The sequence below is a fragment of the Micromonospora sediminicola genome, assembly GCF_900089585.1.
GTDB lineage: Bacteria > Actinomycetota > Actinomycetes > Mycobacteriales > Micromonosporaceae > Micromonospora > Micromonospora sediminicola.
In genome coordinates this window covers 1,677,283-1,693,176 of sequence record NZ_FLRH01000004.1, presented here as the reverse complement: position 1 = coordinate 1,693,176, position 15,894 = coordinate 1,677,283, and the positions used below count along the sequence as shown (strand labels likewise).

Sequence of the window (15,894 nt, the reverse complement as noted above, 5' to 3'; positions counted from 1 at the left end):
GAGGTCCGACCCGCCGGGTCGGTCGCTCGGCGTTGCCCTCAGGTGACGTCGGACGCGGTTTTGCGAGGGCGGTGACGTGAGCAAACGGCCAACGACGGCGGGCTCCTTCCTGTCGCGGCTGCGCCGGCCGGCGAGTCGGCTGCGCGACATGCCGATCTGGTCCAAGCTCGGTCTGATCATGATCGTGCCGACCATCGCCACGGTCGTGGTGGGCACCAGCGGTCTGGTCGACCACCTGGAGACGCTCAACAATGCCAACCGGGCCGGCGACCTCGCCAGCCTGATCGGCTACTCGGGTGACCTGGCCGACACGATGCAGGACGAGCGGGTCGGTTCGGTGCTCTTCCTCGGAGCGAAGGAACTCCAGACCCGGGCGCAGTACCAGGAGGCCTACAACCGGGCCAACCAGCGGGTGGACCAGGCCAAGGGCCCCTACCTGCGCCAGCGGGGCGAGATCGACGACCTGCCGCGCAACTTCGAGGCCCGGCTGGACGAGATCGACGACCAGCTCAAGGACCTGCCGGCCACCCGCAGCCAGGTGCTGAACGGCAAGCTCAAGATCGACGAGGCGGAGAAGGCGTACGAGCGCCTGATCAACGATCTGCTCTCGATCCGTGACTCGGCCACCCAGCTCGCCGGTGACAACGACCTGAGCGACCGGATGCGCGCCGCCGCCGCGGTCGCCCGGCAGAAGGAATACCTGGCCCAGCGCCGGGTGGTCGTGCACCAGGCACTCACCCAGGGGCAGTACAGCCCCGCGCTGCGCGAGCAGTTCATCGCCAGCGGCACCGCCCAGGCGCAGGCCCTCGCGACGTTCCGGTCGGTGGCCACCCCGGCCGACGCCGAGTTCTTCGACCAGACGGTCGAGGGACCCGACCTGCGTAAGGCCGACAACCTCACCGGCTTCATGTCGGCGAACAACAGCGGCTCGATGAAGAACGCGCCGTTCGGGCCGGACCAGTGGGACCAGGCGATGGTCGGCAACGCCAAGCTGATCCGCACGGTCGAGTCCCGGCTCGACGGCAACGTGGTCCGGCAGGCCGACGAGCTGCGGTCGGACACGCAGCGCCAGGTGTTCCTCGAGACCGGCCTGCTGCTCACCATGCTGCTGCTGGCCATCCTCTTCGCCTACCTGGTCGCCCGGTCGATGGCCCGCTCGCTGCGCGACCTGCGTCAGGGTGCCCTCTCGGTGGCCCAGTACGGCCTGCCGCAGGCGGTGGCCCGGCTGCGCGACCCGCAGGTGACCGGTCAGCTCTCCCCGGTGCAGCTGGCCAACCAGATCGCCGAACCGCTGCCGGTCCGCAGCAAGGACGAGTTCGGTCAGGTGACCGAGGCGTTCAACGCCGTCCACCTGGAGGCGGTCCGCACCGCGGCCGAGCAGGCCGCCCTGCGCGCCTCCGTCGCGACCATGTTCGTCAACCTGTCCCGCCGCTCGCAGATCCTGGTCGACCGGCTGATCGGCCACCTCGACCGGCTGGAGCGCGGCGAAGAGGACCCGGACCGGCTGGCCGAGCTGTTCCAGCTCGACCACCTGGCCACCCGGATGCGCCGCAACGACGAGAACCTGCTGGTCCTCGCCGGTGCGGACTCCACCCGTGTGCAGCGCGAGCCGGCCGCCCTGATCGACGTGCTCCGCGCCGCCCAGTCCGAGGTCGAGCACTACACCCGGATCGAGTTCGGGGTCATCGACCGCGACATCGAGGTCGCCGCGCACGCGGTCAACGACCTGGTGCACCTGGTCGCCGAGCTGTTCGACAACGCCACCGCCTTCTCGCCGCCGGACTCGAGCGTCATGGTCGAGGCCCGTCGGGTCGGCGACCGCGCCTCGCTCTACGTGGAGGACCGCGGCATCGGGATCAGCTCCGAGCAGCTGCGCGACCTGAACGAGCGGCTCGCCACGCCGCCGCAGGTGGACGTGGCGGTCTCCCGGATGATGGGCCTGGTCGTGGTCGCCCGGCTGGCGTCCCGGCACGGCGTCAAGGTCGAGCTGCGGCCCGCCGCCGACCGAGGCACCGTCGCCGACGTCACGATGCCCACCTCGGTCCTGGTGCCGCGCGCCCTCGCCGGTCGTGGGATGCCGGCCCCGGCGCTGCCCGCCGCCGGCCCGCAGCAGGGCGGCCCCACGCCGGCCTTCGGCGCCCTGGCCGCGCTCGGCAACGGCCCGCACACCCCGCCCCCCGCGCCGCACCCCGGCGCCTCCGGCAACCAGGTCACGCTCGGCGGGCGTTCCTTCGACCCGGGCCACCGCAACGGCTCCGGCACCCCGGCCAACGCCGGCGGCGGTCGTGCCATGCCGGCCTGGTCCGACCTCACCGGCGCCAACGCCGGTGGCGGCGACGGCTACGCCCCGCGGGCCGCCAACGGCCAGCCGGTCGACCCGCTGCCCCAGCGGCGCAACCCGGCCGAGGGCGACCCGGCCACGACCGGTCAGCAGCCGGCCATCCCGCGGCAGCTGCCCAGCAGCCCGGAGGCGCGGCCCTACAACCCGCCGCCGGTGTCGGCCCCGCCGGTCCCACCGGTGTCGGCCCCGCCGCTGCCGCCGGTCTCCGGCGCGCCGGTCTCGGGCAACCCGTACGCGAACAACCCGTACCCGGGCCGTCCCGTCTCGGCCGCTCCGGTCTCCGGTCACCCGGTCTCCGGCGACCCGTACCAGGGCCGTCCGGTGTCGGCCGCGCCGGTCTCCGGCTACCCGGTCTCGGGTCACCCCGTCTCGGCCGCGCCGGTCTCCGGCCAGCCGACCGCGGGCTACCCGGTCTCCGCCCCGCCGACCGACCAGTTGCCGTCGCGTCCGGTCCCGTCGACGTCCGCTCCGCACGTGGGCGCCCCGCCGGTCTGGCCGCCGGTCGCCCCGGCGACCCCGGCGCCGGCCCCCGCCATGCCGGAGCGGCTGCCCGCCGGCATGGACATGACCACGGAGTTGCCGCGGGTCCCGCGTACGGAGACGCCGTCGATGGCGCCGCAGCAGCCCGCCACCCCGCCGGCGGCCCCTCAGCCGGCGGCCGCCCAACCGGCGTCGGCCCCCGCACCGCGCCAGGCCGCGCCGCAGCAGCCCGGCAACCGTCAGCGGTACGCGGACGAGACGATGGAGCTGCCGATCTTCCGGGAGCTCGAGTCGGCCTGGTTCCGCACCCGCCGGCCCGGGCCCAACGAGGAGGCGGCGGCCCCGGCCGGGCCGGCCAACGGCGCCGCGACCCAGCAGTTCGCCAAGGTGGACACCGCCGGCCGGGCCGTGCCGCAGACCACACCCGCAACGACAGGTAACACACCGATGGCACACACTCCGACGGCCGGCGGAGCCCCGCGTGACAACGGCACGGCGAACGGCAACGCCCGTCCGGCGTACGCCGGTGGGCTGCCCACCCGGCAGCCGGCGTCGCCGCAGCAGCCCTCGCCGTGGCAGACCGCGGCCGACGACGGTTGGCGGGCCGCCTCGGCCGCCACCGAGGTGCCGGTGGAGGAGACCACGCAGAAGGGTCTGCCGAAGCGGACGCCGATGGCGCAGCTCGTGCCGGGCAGCATCGACAAGCCGTCGCCGTCGTCGCAGCGGCGGACGCCGGAGGGTGTCCGCGGTCTGCTCTCGGCCTACCATCGGGGCGTGCAGCGGGGGCGGAACACGACCGACAGCAACACGACCGGCCCGGAGGGCACTCCGGGCGGGCAGCAGTCCTCGCAGTCTGGCTCAGGCCCGGTGGCCGGGAGCGGGCAGAAGGAGCAACAAGGATGACTACTACGCAGGATCTCGGATGGCTGCTCGCCAACTTCGCCGACCGGGTGCCCGGTGTGGCGCACGCGGTCGCGGTCTCGGCCGACGGCCTGCTTCTCGCCTCGTCCCGTGACCTCCCGCGGGACCGCGCCGACCAGCTCGCGGCGATCGCGTCCGGCCTGGTCAGCCTGACCCAGGGCGCGGCGCGCTGCTTCGAGGGCGGAGCGGTGCTGCAGACAGTCGTCGAGATGGACAACGGCTTCCTGTTCCTGATGTCCATCTCGGACGGCTCGTCGTTCGCGGTGCTCGCGGCGCGCAGCTGCGACGTTGGTCAGGTCGGGTACGAGATGGCCCTGCTCGTGGACCGGGTGGGCGACGCCCTGACGCCGCAGCCGCGTACGGCTGTGGGGATGATGGGCTGAATGACGCGCTGGCCGGTGGGTCAGGAGCGGGAACAACTACGACAGCGACGGATGCCACCGGGGCGAGCCGGTGCCGGGTGCGAGGGAGGTGAGCGGCGACATGGCGGATCGTGACGAGCCGACGGGAGCGTTGGTCCGGCCGTACGCCGTTACCCGTGGTCGTACCCGTCCCCGGCTCGACATCGCCCTGGAGGCGCTCGTCGAGACGACGGTGCGCGGCCGAGCGGTTGCCACTGGCAATGGTGGTGGCCACGGTCGTGAACACCAGTACATAGCCGCGTTGTGTGACGGACGCGTGCAGTCGCTTGCCGAGATCGCGGCGCGGATGCAGCTTCCGCTCGGCGTGGCCCGGGTGCTCATCGCCGACATGGCGACGGACGGCCTGGTCGCGGTCCACGAGCCGACCATTCTGGACGACTCTGACGACGCGGTGGGCACTGAACTGCTGGAGAGGGTGCTGAGTGGACTTCGCAGGCTCTGACATGTCGCACCGGCCGCCGGTCCCGAGCGGGCGCGTGACGTCGGCGAAGATCGTTATCGCCGGTGGATTCGGCGTCGGCAAGACGACGCTGGTCGGTTCGGTCTCGGAGATCACGCCGCTGACCACCGAGGCGATCATGACCTCCGCCGGCGTGGGCGTCGACGACACCCGGCAGGTGCCGGGCAAGACGACGACCACGGTGGCGATGGACTTCGGTCGTATCTCGATCGACCGTGACCTGATCCTGTACCTCTTCGGTACGCCGGGTCAGACGCGGTTCTGGTTCATGTGGGACGAGTTGGTCCGGGGCGCGATCGGCGCGGTGGTGCTGGTCGACACCCGTCGACTCGCCGACTGCTTCGCCGCGATCGACTTCTTCGAGCACCGGCGGTTGCCGTACCTGATCGCCATCAACTGCTTCGACGGCATGCAGTACCACGATCCGCAGGACGTGCGGGACGCGCTCGCGATCTCCCGCGACGTGCCGGTGGTGCCGTGCGACGCCCGTAACCGGGAGTCGACGAAGCACGTGCTGATCTCGCTGGTCGAGTACGTGCTCACCATGCGGCGCTCGCGGGCCGTCGCGCCCGCCTGACCGACACGCGGAAGCGCCCGGCGGCCATGGGCCACCGGGCGCTTCCTGCCGTCCGTGGTCGAATGCGGTACGCGGTCGCCCGGTGACCGCCCCGCGGGACGGTCACCGGACGACGGTCAGGCGTACCGGGTCCAGCTGCCCTGGGAGACCAGGTAGACGCCGAGCGAGTCGGCCTCCATGCCACCGTGCCGGCCCTCGGTGAAGGCGTAGCCGCCGGCGATGCCCTCGGCCATCTGGGTCTGGAGGAACGCCCGCAACCGGCCCCGGTCGAGGCTCGTCGCCTTCCGCGCCGACGCGGCCAGGAGCTGGAGCGCGTCCGACGCGTACGGGGCGAAGGCGACCGAGGTGCCGTGCCGCTGGGTGTAACGCCGGTCGAAGTCCTGGCGGGCCACCTGCGCGGTGCTGGTGGCGGTCAGGGGGGAGCCGCCCAGGCACGCCGGGTGCACGGCGTACGCCCCCTCCACCGCTGTCGCGTTGGCGCCGCTCACGGTGTCGTCGGCGACCGCCCCGGCGTCGAAGAAGAGCGGGCCGCGGTGACCGGCGCGCCGCAGCTCCCGCGCCGCGTCACCGGAGTCGGGCGCGGTGCCCCAGACGATGACCCCGTCCGGCTCGCCGGCGGCGGCGCGCTCGGCGGCGGACCGGAAGTTCCGTCCGGTCTCCGGCAGCCGTACCGTCCGGACCAGGTCCACCCTGCTGTTGTCGAGCGCGTCCCGCACCGCCCGCACGCCCGAGTCGCCGTGGGGTCCGTCCGCCGCGAGCAGGACCACCCGGCGGATCCGCTGTGATTCGAGCAGGTCCGCCAGCCGGCGGGCCATGTCGGTGCCGTCCGGGGTGAGCTTGAAGCTGAACGTACGCTCCTGGAGCGGGAGCACGATGCGGTCCCCGTAGCCCAGGGACAGGTAGGGCGTCTTGAGCCGCTGGGCCGCCGCCGCGAGGGCCGCGGCGGTCTCACCGAGAACGCCACCGACCAGTGCCTGCGCTCCGGCGCGCGTCAGCTCGGCGGCCTGTCGGGCGGCGACCTCCGGGCTGCCGCCGTTGTCCCGGATGTCCAACCGGATCGACCGGAGCAGGGTGCCGACCTGGATGCCGGTCCGGTTCAGCGACTCCGCCGTGATCTCCAGCGCCCGGCGTTGGAACACGCCGAGCGTCGCGCCGCGTCCGCTCAGCTCCAGGCTCGCGCCGACGAACAGGTCCTGGTCGCCCGGTGCGCTGCTGGTCCCGCCGTCACCCGGGCGCTGCCCCTGCGGCCCGCAGCCGGCCAGCAGCAGGCTGCCGGCCGCGGCGGCGAGAACGCCCCGACGGGTGAGCACGGTGGAGTCGAATGCCGGTGTCGCCAATGGAGTCGCCTTCCCACCCCGGCGAACAGGCGCCGCCGCTGGTCCGCCGGGTATGTTCCCGGCCGGCCGGACCCGGCGTCAAATCGTCCGGGTGTGGGTAGGAACACGCCGAGGCGTGGTGGTCAGGACCGGTATCCCGCTGAGCGGTATTCGTATTCCCGCTCGTCGTCGCGGTCGCCGGTGTCCCGGCTGAAGTCCCAGCCGCCGGCCGCCTCGCGGCCCGGCCGACCGCCGACCGCGAAGCCACCGATCTCCTGACCGCGACGCCAACCCCGGAAGTAGCCCGTGGTGTTCTCGGCGAGGCTGGCCGCGTTGCGGACGATCCGCAGTGGACGCTCCTCGCGCAGCGGCGAGCCCGGCACCAGGTTGGCCTGGGGGACCCGCTTCGGCAGGCCCGCCTTGGTCTCCGAGCCCACCGACGGGCGGGCGGCCTGCTCGGCGGCCTGCCACCCGGTGTCCGCGGTGCTCGACCACTCCAGGTCCGCCTCGTCGCCGTGCCCGACGAACCAGGCCGACTTGGCCTGCGCGAAGATCAGCAGGTCACCGTCGCCCTCGTCCGACACCGGCGGCGGCCGGTGCTCCTTGGGCGCGGGACGCCGCTCCAACGGCGGGGGCAGCTCGGCGCGGGGTGCCCGACGCGCGGCGTCGGCCGGGTCGACCAGCCGCAGCGGGGGCGTGTCGAGGCCCGGGTCGGTCGGCTGGTCCAGCTCGTTGCGCAGCGCCCGGTCGGCGAGCGGCGGCGGCTCCACCAGGCGCAGCATCGGCGGCTCCTGGGGCAGGTCGTCGGCGAGCCACGGCGGGGTGACCCGTCCCGGGTCGCTCGGCGCGTCCACGCTCCGCCCGTACGGGTAGGCGGGTGCCTCCCGCTCCCGGTCGTTCTGGTCGTCGCCAGTGTTGACCAGCGGCCAGTTGGCGCGGGAGCCCGGCGGGGCGGGTTCCGGCGCGGAGGGGCGCGGGCTCGGCACCGGAACGCTCAGGTCGGTGGCGCTGAACCCGCCGGTCGGCGGCTCCTGGTTGGTCTTGGGGCGCGGCGGGATCACCGTGCGCTGGCGCTCGGCCCGCGCCTTGTTGATCGCGGCGGTGGTCAGCGTCGGGCGGAACGGCTCGCCGGCGTCGGCGGGCGGCACGGCGCCGCGCTGGGACGGGGCGATCGGCGTGATGCCGGGCGGCGGCGGGGGCGGAGCGGAGATCGGTCGGTTCGTCGGACCGTCCACCCGCGACGGCAGGGGTGCGCCGGTCGGCTCGGGGCGGCTCGGGGGAGCCGACATCGGCCGACCCAGCGCCGCCGCCGGGGCGACCGGGGTCGGTGCGACCGGCGGCGGAGCCACCGGCGCGGGCGCGACCGGCGGCGGGCCGAGCGGTCGGGGCGACGGCGGTGCGGCCGGACCGGAGACGGGCTCCGGGCGGCTGCGCCGGCCACCGGGTACGGGCTCGGGGCGGGCTCGGCGACCACCCGGCTCGACGGTGTCGGGGGCCGGCTCGGGGCGGACCCGCCGGAGGGCGTGCTCGACGGTCGGCTCAGGTTCGGCCGGGCGCACCGGACGCAGCCCGGTCGACACGGTCGGGGTCAGTTCGTCCACCTGCTCGCCCCGGCGGGCGGCGGCCCGGCGGCCGGCCACCGGCGCGGGGGCGGCCCGCTCGGCCAGCGCACCCACCAGCGCGTCGCAGCCGGCGTCGCAGGCCCGGACCGACGCGACGGCCTGTCGCACCGTCTCGGCGACGGCGGCGGTGAGCGATCGGTTGACAGTGGCCCGCCGGGGCGTCTCGGAGATGGCGACGCGCAGCGCGGTCACGGCCTCGTCGATCCGGTCGGCGTCGGCCAGGCCGTCGGCGGCCAGCTGCGCAGTCACCGCGTCGGCGGCCACGCCGGCGTCGCGGCCGCGACCGGACGCGCCGGTCAGCATGCCCGGCTCGGGCAGCGCGTCGAGCACGGCCAGGGCGACCGGCTCGGCGGGATCCGGGTACGCGCGCAGCGCCGCCGGATAGAGCTCGCGGAGGACCTCGCGCAGCGTCACCGCGGCCGAGTGCCGCCCGCTGGCCAGTGCCGCGTGCGCGGCCAGAACCTGCTTGTAGCCGGCGAGGTCGCGCGGCGCCGGGAGGGTCACCGCGGACAGCGCGCCCGCCTGCAGGGCCCGGGCCAGCCCGACCGCCCGGCGCTCGACCGGGGAGGACTGCATCTCCTCGAGGGAGTCGTCGTCGGCGAAGCGCTCGGCGAAGTCGTCGACCGAGTCGTCGTCGGCGATCGCCAGCGGCCGGCCGGCGGCACTGAGCAGCGAGGTGACGGTGTGGTCGTCGGAGTCGGCGGCGATCGCCACCCCACTCGGCCCACCGGACCGCTCCACCAGCAGCGCGACCAGCCGGGCGTAGCCGGCGGGCTCGTCACCGATCTCACAGACGTGCAGCAGACGGCCTGCGTCGTCGACCACAGCGGACGTCAGCGTCGTTCCGGCCGAAGCCGTTCGGTCGGCCGGATCTGCCGAGGCCAGACCGCAGTACACGCGCACGAGCGCCACGGCGTCGTCCTCCTCCCGGGACACAGGTCTTGTTCTGCCAGAGACTGATGCTCCCCGCTCCGGGTCAGTCGCGCCAGTCCACAACAGCAGAGATCTTGCCGACAATGGTGCGCCAACCCAAACTTGCGGTTTGTGCCCCGATTTTCTTCAGCCGGCGCCGACCCAGGAAACCACCGATTCCGCCATTGACAGAAGCGCGCAGCGCCTCGTCCAGATCGTCCAGGCTGGAGCCGGCGGAGAGCATGTCGAGCACGGCCGGTAGCCGCAGGGCGTACGACAGGTCACGGGCGATCTCACCGGCTTCGATCAGCAGCGCGGGATCCCAGGCGTCGTGACCGCCGCGAAGGTTCTCCACCACCAGGTCGAGTTCGTAGGTGTCCTCGTCCAGCGGGGCGATGTCGGCCGGTTCCAGCCGTTCGGACAGTTCATTCCAGCTGTCCAGTTGGGACAGGTCGTTGGGCGCACCGGAACGGATGAAAGTGACAAGCGACTCGGGGGTCTTGAACAGCAGCAGCCGGCCCTTGTGGCTGAGGAAGACCGGCACCTCCTCGTCGCCCGCGTCGTCCTCGTCGTCCTCGGCCTCGGCCTCCTCGGCCTCGTCGTCGTCCGTCTCGGCCCCGGCGTCGCCGGTCTTGCCCCGGCGACGTCCCCCGGCGCGGCCGCCGTCCTTCTCCTCGTCCTCGTCGTCCTTCTCGGCGGAGAGGGCGGCGAACTCCTCGTCGAGGATCACCACCTCCTCGTCCTCCTCGGTCTCGACGACCTGACGGCGGGCCAGGAACGGGTCGTCCTCGTCGCGCTCGGCGACGTCGGTCGGGGTCAGCTCGCGCGCCGTCCGGTAGGCCCGGAGCGTGAAGCCGGTGCCGGCGGGAAGGGCGATCTCCACCGGGTCGATCCGCACCTCGTCCCAGAGCGTGCGGTCCGCCGCCGGGCGGTCGACCTCGACCTCGTCTGCTGCGGCCGACGCGTCGGTCTCGTCGAGCTCGGGCTCGTCGGCGTCGGGCCGTTGGGGCGACTGGCGGGCCACGCTGACCTCCGTGTGCGTTCGGTTGCCCACCCGACGGCGTCGCGCCGCCGAGTGACTCTGCGCACATACCCTAGTGGGCGACCGGTTCCGACCGGGAGCCGCACCCCGGTGGCGTCCCGCGCGCCTGACAAGTAGGCTCGCTACACATGAAGGCGCAGGCGCTGCACGGACACCTGGACGCGCTGCTGCTGGCCGTGCTGGAGCGGGGCTCCCTGCACGGCTACGCGATCATCGAGGCGCTGCGGGCCCGCAGCGGAGGCACCCTCGACCTGCCCACCGGCACGATCTATCCGGCGCTGCGCCGACTGGAGCGGGCCGGGCTGGTGGACAGCACGTGGAGCACCGTCAACGGCCGGGAACGACGCACCTACCAGCTCACCGATGCGGGCGGCCGGGCGCTCGCCGGGGAACGCGCGGGCTGGCGCGAGTTCAGCGCCACCGTCGGCCGGTTCCTCGGCGCCGACGAGCCGCCGACCGCGCCGGCCTGACCGGGGTCACCCGGCCGGCCGCGGGACGCGGTTGCTGAGCAGCCACCACCGCGCCGCCCGGGCCAGGGCGAACCAGGCGGCCGAGACCACCACCGCGCCGACGATCATCGGGGGCCAGGTCAGCGCGGCGTCCCAGAGGCGCACCGACCAGCCGAACAGGGCGCCCCCGGCGAGCGCGCCGAGCAGCAGCCCACCGGTCAGCCCGAAGCCGACCGCGCGGGCCGACCGGACCAGCCGCGGCGAGCCCCGCCGGGCGGCCAGCGCGCCGAGCAGCAGCCCCAGCAGGGCCAGCCCGGCGACCACCGCCCAGATGCCGTTCAACGCGGCGGAGAGCAGCAGGTAGCCCGACGGCGGCCGGGGCCCGGCGCTCCAGCTCGACCCCCGCCAGGTCAGGTCGCCGGCGGACATGAGCACCACCGCCACCGCCAGCGTGCGCAGGGCCAACCCGCGCAGCGCCCCGGCGGCCAGCTCGGCCTGGTAGCCGGGCACGAGCTGGGCGGCGCTGCCGAACTCGGCCACCGCCCGCCGCTCGGCCTCCGCCCGCGGCAGACCCCCCTCCCGGTACGCCTCGACGGCGTCCTCCAGCGCGTGCCGCGCCTCGGTCAGCAGGTCGGCCTTGAGCCGGGTCGGCCCGTGCAGCCGCCCGGACAACTCGCGCAGCCGGCCCTCGACCCCTGCCCCCTGATCCACCCGCATGGCACCAGCCTGCCACCGGCGGGCGCGGGTGGCGTCGGGGAAAACCCCGGAACGCGTCAGGGGGCGAGCGCGAGGTAGCCGCGCTCGGCCGCCTCCTGGCGCAGCCACTGCTCCCGGTACCAGCCCGGGCGCGCCACCAATTCCTCGTGCCGGCCGCGCTGCACCACCCGGCCACCCTCCAGCACCAGGATCTCGTCCAACCCGGCCAGGCCACTGAGCCGGTGGCTGATCAGCAGCACCGAGTGCCCGGCGGGGGTGGCGGCCAGCGCGGAGTCGAGCACCGCGTCGGCCGCCGCCGGGTCGAGCCCCTCGGTCGGCTCGTCGAGCACCAGCACCGGTGGCGCGGCCAGCAGCGCCCGGGCCAGCGCCAGCCGCTGCCGCTGGCCGCCGGAGAGCTGCCCGCCCTGCTCGCCGACCACGGTGTCCCAGCCCTCGGGTTGGTCGCGTACCCAGTCGAGCAGCCCGGCGGCGCGGGCCGCGTCGGTCAGGTCCGCCTCGCCGGCGTCGGGGCGGCCGAGAAGCAGGTTCTCCCGCACCGTCGCGTGGAAGACGTACGCCTCGGCGAGCAGGCCGCCGACGATCCGGGGAAGCCGGTCGGCCGGGTGCTCGGACACCGGTACGCCGCCGACGGTGACCCGGCCGGCGGCGGGGCGTACCGCGCCGGTGAGCGCGGCGGCCAGCGTGCTCTTGCCGGCGCCGCTCGGGCCGACCACGGCCACCCGGCAACCGGCCGGCAGGTCGAGGTCGAACCCGGCCAGGGCCGGTGCGGCTCCGGCCCGGTAGCGGATCGTCACGTCCTCGAACCGCACGTCGTGGCCGCCGGTGACGGGCCCCGCCGCGCCGACCGGTTCCGTGACGCCGACCGGTCCCGTGACGCCGACCGGTCCCGTGACGCCGACCGGTTCCGTCGCGGCCGGTTCGGTGAGCAGGTCGGCGACGCGGGCCAGCCCGGCCCGGAGCTGGGTGCGTTGCCGGGCCGCCGCGACCAGGGCGAGCGCCACCTCGACGGCGGCCAGCGTGCCGACGGCGAGGACGCCGACCAGCACCCCGCCCACGCCCGCGCGCAGCGCCACGACCACCACCGCGGCGGCGGTGAGGCCGCCCACCAGCACGCCGGTCGCGTCCACCGCGAAGCCGACGGCGGCGAGCCGGCGCTCCAGCCGGGCCAGTCGCCCGGCCCGCCCCTCGGCGGCGGCCAGGGCGGCGTCGGTCGCGCCGAAGGCGGCCAGGTCGGCGGCGCCGTGGGTGAGGTCGACCGCGTCGACCGCGAGCGCGCCGCGTAGCGGGGCCACCTCGTCGGCGGCCCGGCGGGTGAGCCGGGTGGCCAGCGCGGGCAGTGCCACGCCGGCGACCAGCAGGCCCACCGCGAGCACGCCGGCGGCCGGCGGCGAGATGAGTGCCGCGCCCCCGACCGCGAGCAGGCCGACCAGGGCCGCCGCCGATCCCGGCACGAGCACGCGCAGCAGCAGGTCCTGGGCCGCCTCCACGTCGGAGACCAGCCGGCTCAGCGCGTCACCGGTGCGCCGGTCGGTGCCCTCGCGCCGGGCGGCGAGCGCGGCGAAGACCCGGGCCCGGACGTCGGTGATCATGCGCAGCACGGCGTCGTGCCCGGCGAGCCGTTCGGTGTAGCGGAACACGCCCCGGCCGACCGCGAGCGCCCGCACCGCGACGATGGCCACGGTCAGCCGGTCCAGCGGCGGCCGGCCGGCGGCGCTCATCAGCAGCCAGGTCGCGGTCGCCATGAGCGCGAGCCCGGCGAACTCGGTCGCCGCGGCGAGCAGCCCGGCCCCGAGCAGGCGGCCCAGGTAGGGCCGGGCCAGACGCAGCACGACCCGCTCGGCGTCCGGGCGGGTGGGCGCCGGCGGTTCCGGCGCCCCGGACGGCTCCGCCGGGACCGAGGTCGGCCCGGCGGGCACGCGCCCCACCGGCGTCACGCCGTCGCCGGCGCTCACCGGGTCACCGCCGGGCCGGTGGTCGTCGGGCGGAGTTCGGTGACCCGGCCGTCCTCGACGCGCAGGATCCGGTCGGCGTCGGCCAGCAGTGCGGGCCGGTGCGCGACCAGCAGCGCGGTCCGGCCGGCGACCAGCCGCCGGGTGGCGCTCAGGACCACCGCCTCGCTGGCGCTGTCCAGCCGGGCGGTCGGTTCGTCGAGCAGCACCAGAGGCGCGTCGCGGAGGAACGCCCGGGCCAGCGCCACGCGTTGCCGCTGCCCGCTGGACAGGCCGTGGCCGCGCTCGCCGAGCCGGGTGTCGAGCCCGTCGGGCAGCGCGTCGACCACCTCGTCCAGCGCCGCGTCGGTCACCGCGGCGGCCAGCACGTCGTCCGGGGTGTCCGGCGCGCCGAGCCGGATGTTGTCGGCCAGCGAACCGGCGAACAGGTGGGCCCGCTGCGGCACCCAGGCCAGCTCGCGGCGCCACGCGTCCGGGTCGACCTCGGCCAGGTCGGCGCCGTCGACGGTGATCCGCCCGCTGGTCGGGCGGACGAAGCCGAGCAGCAGGTTGAGCAGCGTGCTCTTGCCCGCGCCGCTGGGCCCGATGACGGCCACCCGGTCGCCGGGCCGGATGGTCAGCGTGACGTCGCGCAGCGCGGTCGTCCGGTCGTACGCGACGGTCACGCCCTCGAAGCGGATCTCGCCGCGGCCGTCCGGGGCCGCGCGCCCGGCGGCGGTGGGTTCGATCGGCGCGTCGGTCGCGGAGAGCGTGAGCGCCTCGTCCAGCGCGGTGAGCCCCTCCATGCTGGCGTGGAACCGGCTGCCGGCCGCCCGCAACGGCAGGTACGCCTCCGGGGTGAGCAGCAGCACGAGCAGCGCGGTGGAGAGTGTGATCCCGCCGCCGAGCAGCCGGATGCCGACCGGCACCGCGACCAGCGCGACGGAGAGCGTGGCGACCAGCTCCAGCACCAGCGCGGACAGGAACGCGATGCGCAGCGTCTTCATGGTGGCCTGGCGGTGGCCGTCGGCCATCCGGCGCACCACGTCGACCTGGGCCCGGGCCCGGCCGAACGCGCGCAGCGTGGGCAGCCCGGCCACCATGTCCAGGAAGTGCCCGCCGAGCAGCGACAGCCGCCGCCACTGCCGCTCGGTGGCGGCCTGCGCCTGCCAGCCGAGCAGCGCCCCGAAGATCGGGATGAGCGGGATGGTGAGCACGATGATCAGCGCCGAGCTCCAGTCCGCGAACACGATCCGGGCCAGCACCGCCGCCGGCACCGTCACGCTCAGCACCAGCTGCGGCAGGTAGCCGGTGAAGTAGGGGTCGAGCGCGTCCAGCCCTCGCCCGGCCAGGGTGGCCAGTTGCCCGGCCCGCCGGCCGGCGACCCAGGTGGGGCCGTGCCGGCCGACCGCGCGCAGCAGGTCCGCGCGCAGCGCCGCCTTGACCGTGGCCGCGGCCCGCGCCGCCACCGTGCCCTGGGCCCAGCTCACCAGCGCCCGGGCGGCCACCGCCGCCACGAACCACGCCAGCGCCGGCCGGTGCAGCCGCCCGTCGATCGCGGTCGCCAGCAGCGTGGCCAGGGCGGTGGCCTGGGCCACCACCAGCAGCGCGGTCAGCCCGCCCAGCACCGCGAGCACGGCGAGGTCGCGCCGGGCCGCGGGGACCCGACGCAGCAGACGCGGGTCGAACGGGCGGCGGTTCACCAGTACACCGGTGCCCGGCCGTCGGTCCGTCCTCGGAACACCCACCAGCACATCGCCTGAAAGCCTAGTAGGGCCGGCACGAGCGGCAGCACCAGCCAGCCCAGCAGCGCCAGCGTCGGGCGGCTCGCCGCCGCGTCGGCGACCGCGAGCGAGGCCGCCGGGTCCGTCGTGGAGACCAGGATCCGGGGCCAGAGCGCGGCCCCGACCAGGGGCGCCGGGAGCGCCAGCGCCGTCGCGGTCGCTGCGAAGGCCACCCCGGCGCGGCCCCGGCGCAGCGCCGCGCGGGCCACCAGCAGTGCCGCCACCAGCGCCAACGGCAGGAGTACGGCGACCGCCGGCCGCCCCACGGCGGCGCGTACCCGGTCGGAGAGCAGCCCCAGGACGGTGGCCGTGGCGACCGCGGTGAGCGCGGCGGGCACCAGGCCGCGGGCGACCCGGGCGAGCGCCGGCGCGTCGGCGGCCGGCAGCCGGAGCGTGAGGAAGGTCGCACCGTGCAGCGCGACCAGCGCCAGCACGGTGAGCGCGGCGGCGGCCACGAACGGGGTGACGAGGTGGCCGGCGCCGGCCACGTGCCCGTCGGCGGTGAGCGGCACCCCCTGGAGCAGCCCGCCGAGCAGGGCACCCCAGCCGAGCGCGGCCAGCACGCTGCCGACCACCACGACCCGGTCCCAGCCGGCGCGGGCGGAGCCGGCGACCGACCGGCTACGCAGCTGCACCCCGGCGGTCACCAGCACGACGCCGGCCAGCGCGCCGAGCACCGCCGGGTAGAAGCCGGAGAGCAGCTCGCCCTCCAGCGTGGGGAAGGCGCCGAACAGGATGCCGACGGCGGCGACCAGCCAGACCTCGTTGCCGAGGAAGAACGGCCCCACGGCGGTGAGCGTCGCCCGGCGGGCGGCCTGGTCCGCGCGCCGGGCGAGCAGCAGGCCGACGCCGTAGTCGTAGCCGCCGAGCACCAGGTAGGTGGCGAAGAAGAGGCCGAGCAGGGCGTACCAGGCGAGTTCCAC

General features: G+C 75.5%; 12 protein-coding genes. 5 read left to right on the top strand and 7 right to left on the bottom strand.

The window, feature by feature from the left end; translation table 11 throughout:
- Positions 1–76: 76 nt before the first annotated feature.
- The 4 genes from GA0070622_RS29435 (at position 77) to GA0070622_RS29420 (ending at position 5,201) form a co-directional block, all read left to right on the top strand.
- Positions 77–3,724, top strand: a complete 3,648-nt coding sequence (locus GA0070622_RS29435; RefSeq protein ID WP_091582362.1) for a sensor histidine kinase — start codon at positions 77–79, stop codon at positions 3,722–3,724.
- A complete protein-coding gene (locus GA0070622_RS29430) occupies positions 3,721–4,125 on the top strand; it encodes a roadblock/LC7 domain-containing protein (protein WP_013283992.1) in 405 nt (134 codons plus the stop codon). The genes GA0070622_RS29435 and GA0070622_RS29430 overlap by 4 nt, the downstream gene beginning before the upstream one ends.
- Positions 4,126–4,225: 100 nt before the next feature.
- Positions 4,226–4,606 carry a DUF742 domain-containing protein gene (locus GA0070622_RS29425; RefSeq protein ID WP_013473970.1) on the top strand — a complete coding sequence of 127 codons (381 nt, stop codon included), beginning with the start codon at positions 4,226–4,228 and terminating at the stop codon, positions 4,604–4,606.
- A 1-nt stretch (position 4,607) separates the two neighbouring features.
- Positions 4,608–5,201, top strand: a complete 594-nt coding sequence (locus GA0070622_RS29420) for a GTP-binding protein (protein ID WP_091582358.1) — start codon at positions 4,608–4,610, stop codon at positions 5,199–5,201.
- 116 nt (positions 5,202–5,317) lie between these two features.
- On the opposite strand, the gene GA0070622_RS29415 is transcribed toward GA0070622_RS29420, so the two are convergent.
- The 3 genes from GA0070622_RS29415 to GA0070622_RS29405 form a co-directional block, all read right to left on the bottom strand.
- Positions 5,318–6,538 carry an ABC transporter substrate-binding protein gene (locus GA0070622_RS29415; RefSeq protein WP_091582354.1) on the bottom strand — a complete coding sequence of 407 codons (1,221 nt, stop codon included), beginning with the start codon at positions 6,536–6,538 and terminating at the stop codon, positions 5,318–5,320.
- Positions 6,539–6,660: 122 nt separating this feature from the next.
- Positions 6,661–9,075, bottom strand: coding sequence for a serine/threonine-protein kinase (locus GA0070622_RS29410; RefSeq protein ID WP_091582350.1), 2,415 nt, complete (start codon positions 9,073–9,075; stop codon positions 6,661–6,663).
- Between the two features lie 40 nt (positions 9,076–9,115).
- The gene (locus tag GA0070622_RS29405) at positions 9,116–10,105 is read right to left on the bottom strand and encodes a DNA primase (protein WP_091582347.1); all 990 of its coding nucleotides are present in this window, start codon (positions 10,103–10,105) and stop codon (positions 9,116–9,118) included.
- A 116-nt stretch (positions 10,106–10,221) separates the two neighbouring features.
- Between GA0070622_RS29405 and GA0070622_RS29400 the strand changes: the two genes are divergently transcribed.
- Complete coding sequence (locus tag GA0070622_RS29400) at positions 10,222–10,563, top strand: PadR family transcriptional regulator (protein WP_091582343.1); 342 nt, start codon at positions 10,222–10,224, stop codon at positions 10,561–10,563.
- A gap of 6 nt (positions 10,564–10,569) precedes the next feature.
- Here GA0070622_RS29400 and GA0070622_RS29395 read toward each other — a convergent pair whose 3' ends face one another.
- The 4 genes from GA0070622_RS29395 to GA0070622_RS29380 form a co-directional block, all read right to left on the bottom strand.
- A complete protein-coding gene (locus tag GA0070622_RS29395; protein WP_091582340.1) occupies positions 10,570–11,259 on the bottom strand; it encodes a permease prefix domain 1-containing protein in 690 nt (229 codons plus the stop codon).
- Between the two features lie 56 nt (positions 11,260–11,315).
- Positions 11,316–13,088: a thiol reductant ABC exporter subunit CydC gene (gene cydC / locus GA0070622_RS29390; protein ID WP_425412792.1), complete on the bottom strand. Its 1,773-nt coding sequence runs from the start codon at positions 13,086–13,088 to the stop codon at positions 11,316–11,318.
- A 119-nt stretch (positions 13,089–13,207) separates the two neighbouring features.
- Positions 13,208–14,890, bottom strand: a complete 1,683-nt coding sequence (gene cydD / locus GA0070622_RS29385; protein WP_091582335.1) for a thiol reductant ABC exporter subunit CydD — start codon at positions 14,888–14,890, stop codon at positions 13,208–13,210.
- A complete protein-coding gene (locus tag GA0070622_RS29380; protein WP_091582332.1) occupies positions 14,887–15,894 on the bottom strand; it encodes a cytochrome d ubiquinol oxidase subunit II in 1,008 nt (335 codons plus the stop codon). Before GA0070622_RS29380 ends, cydD begins: the two co-directional genes overlap by 4 nt.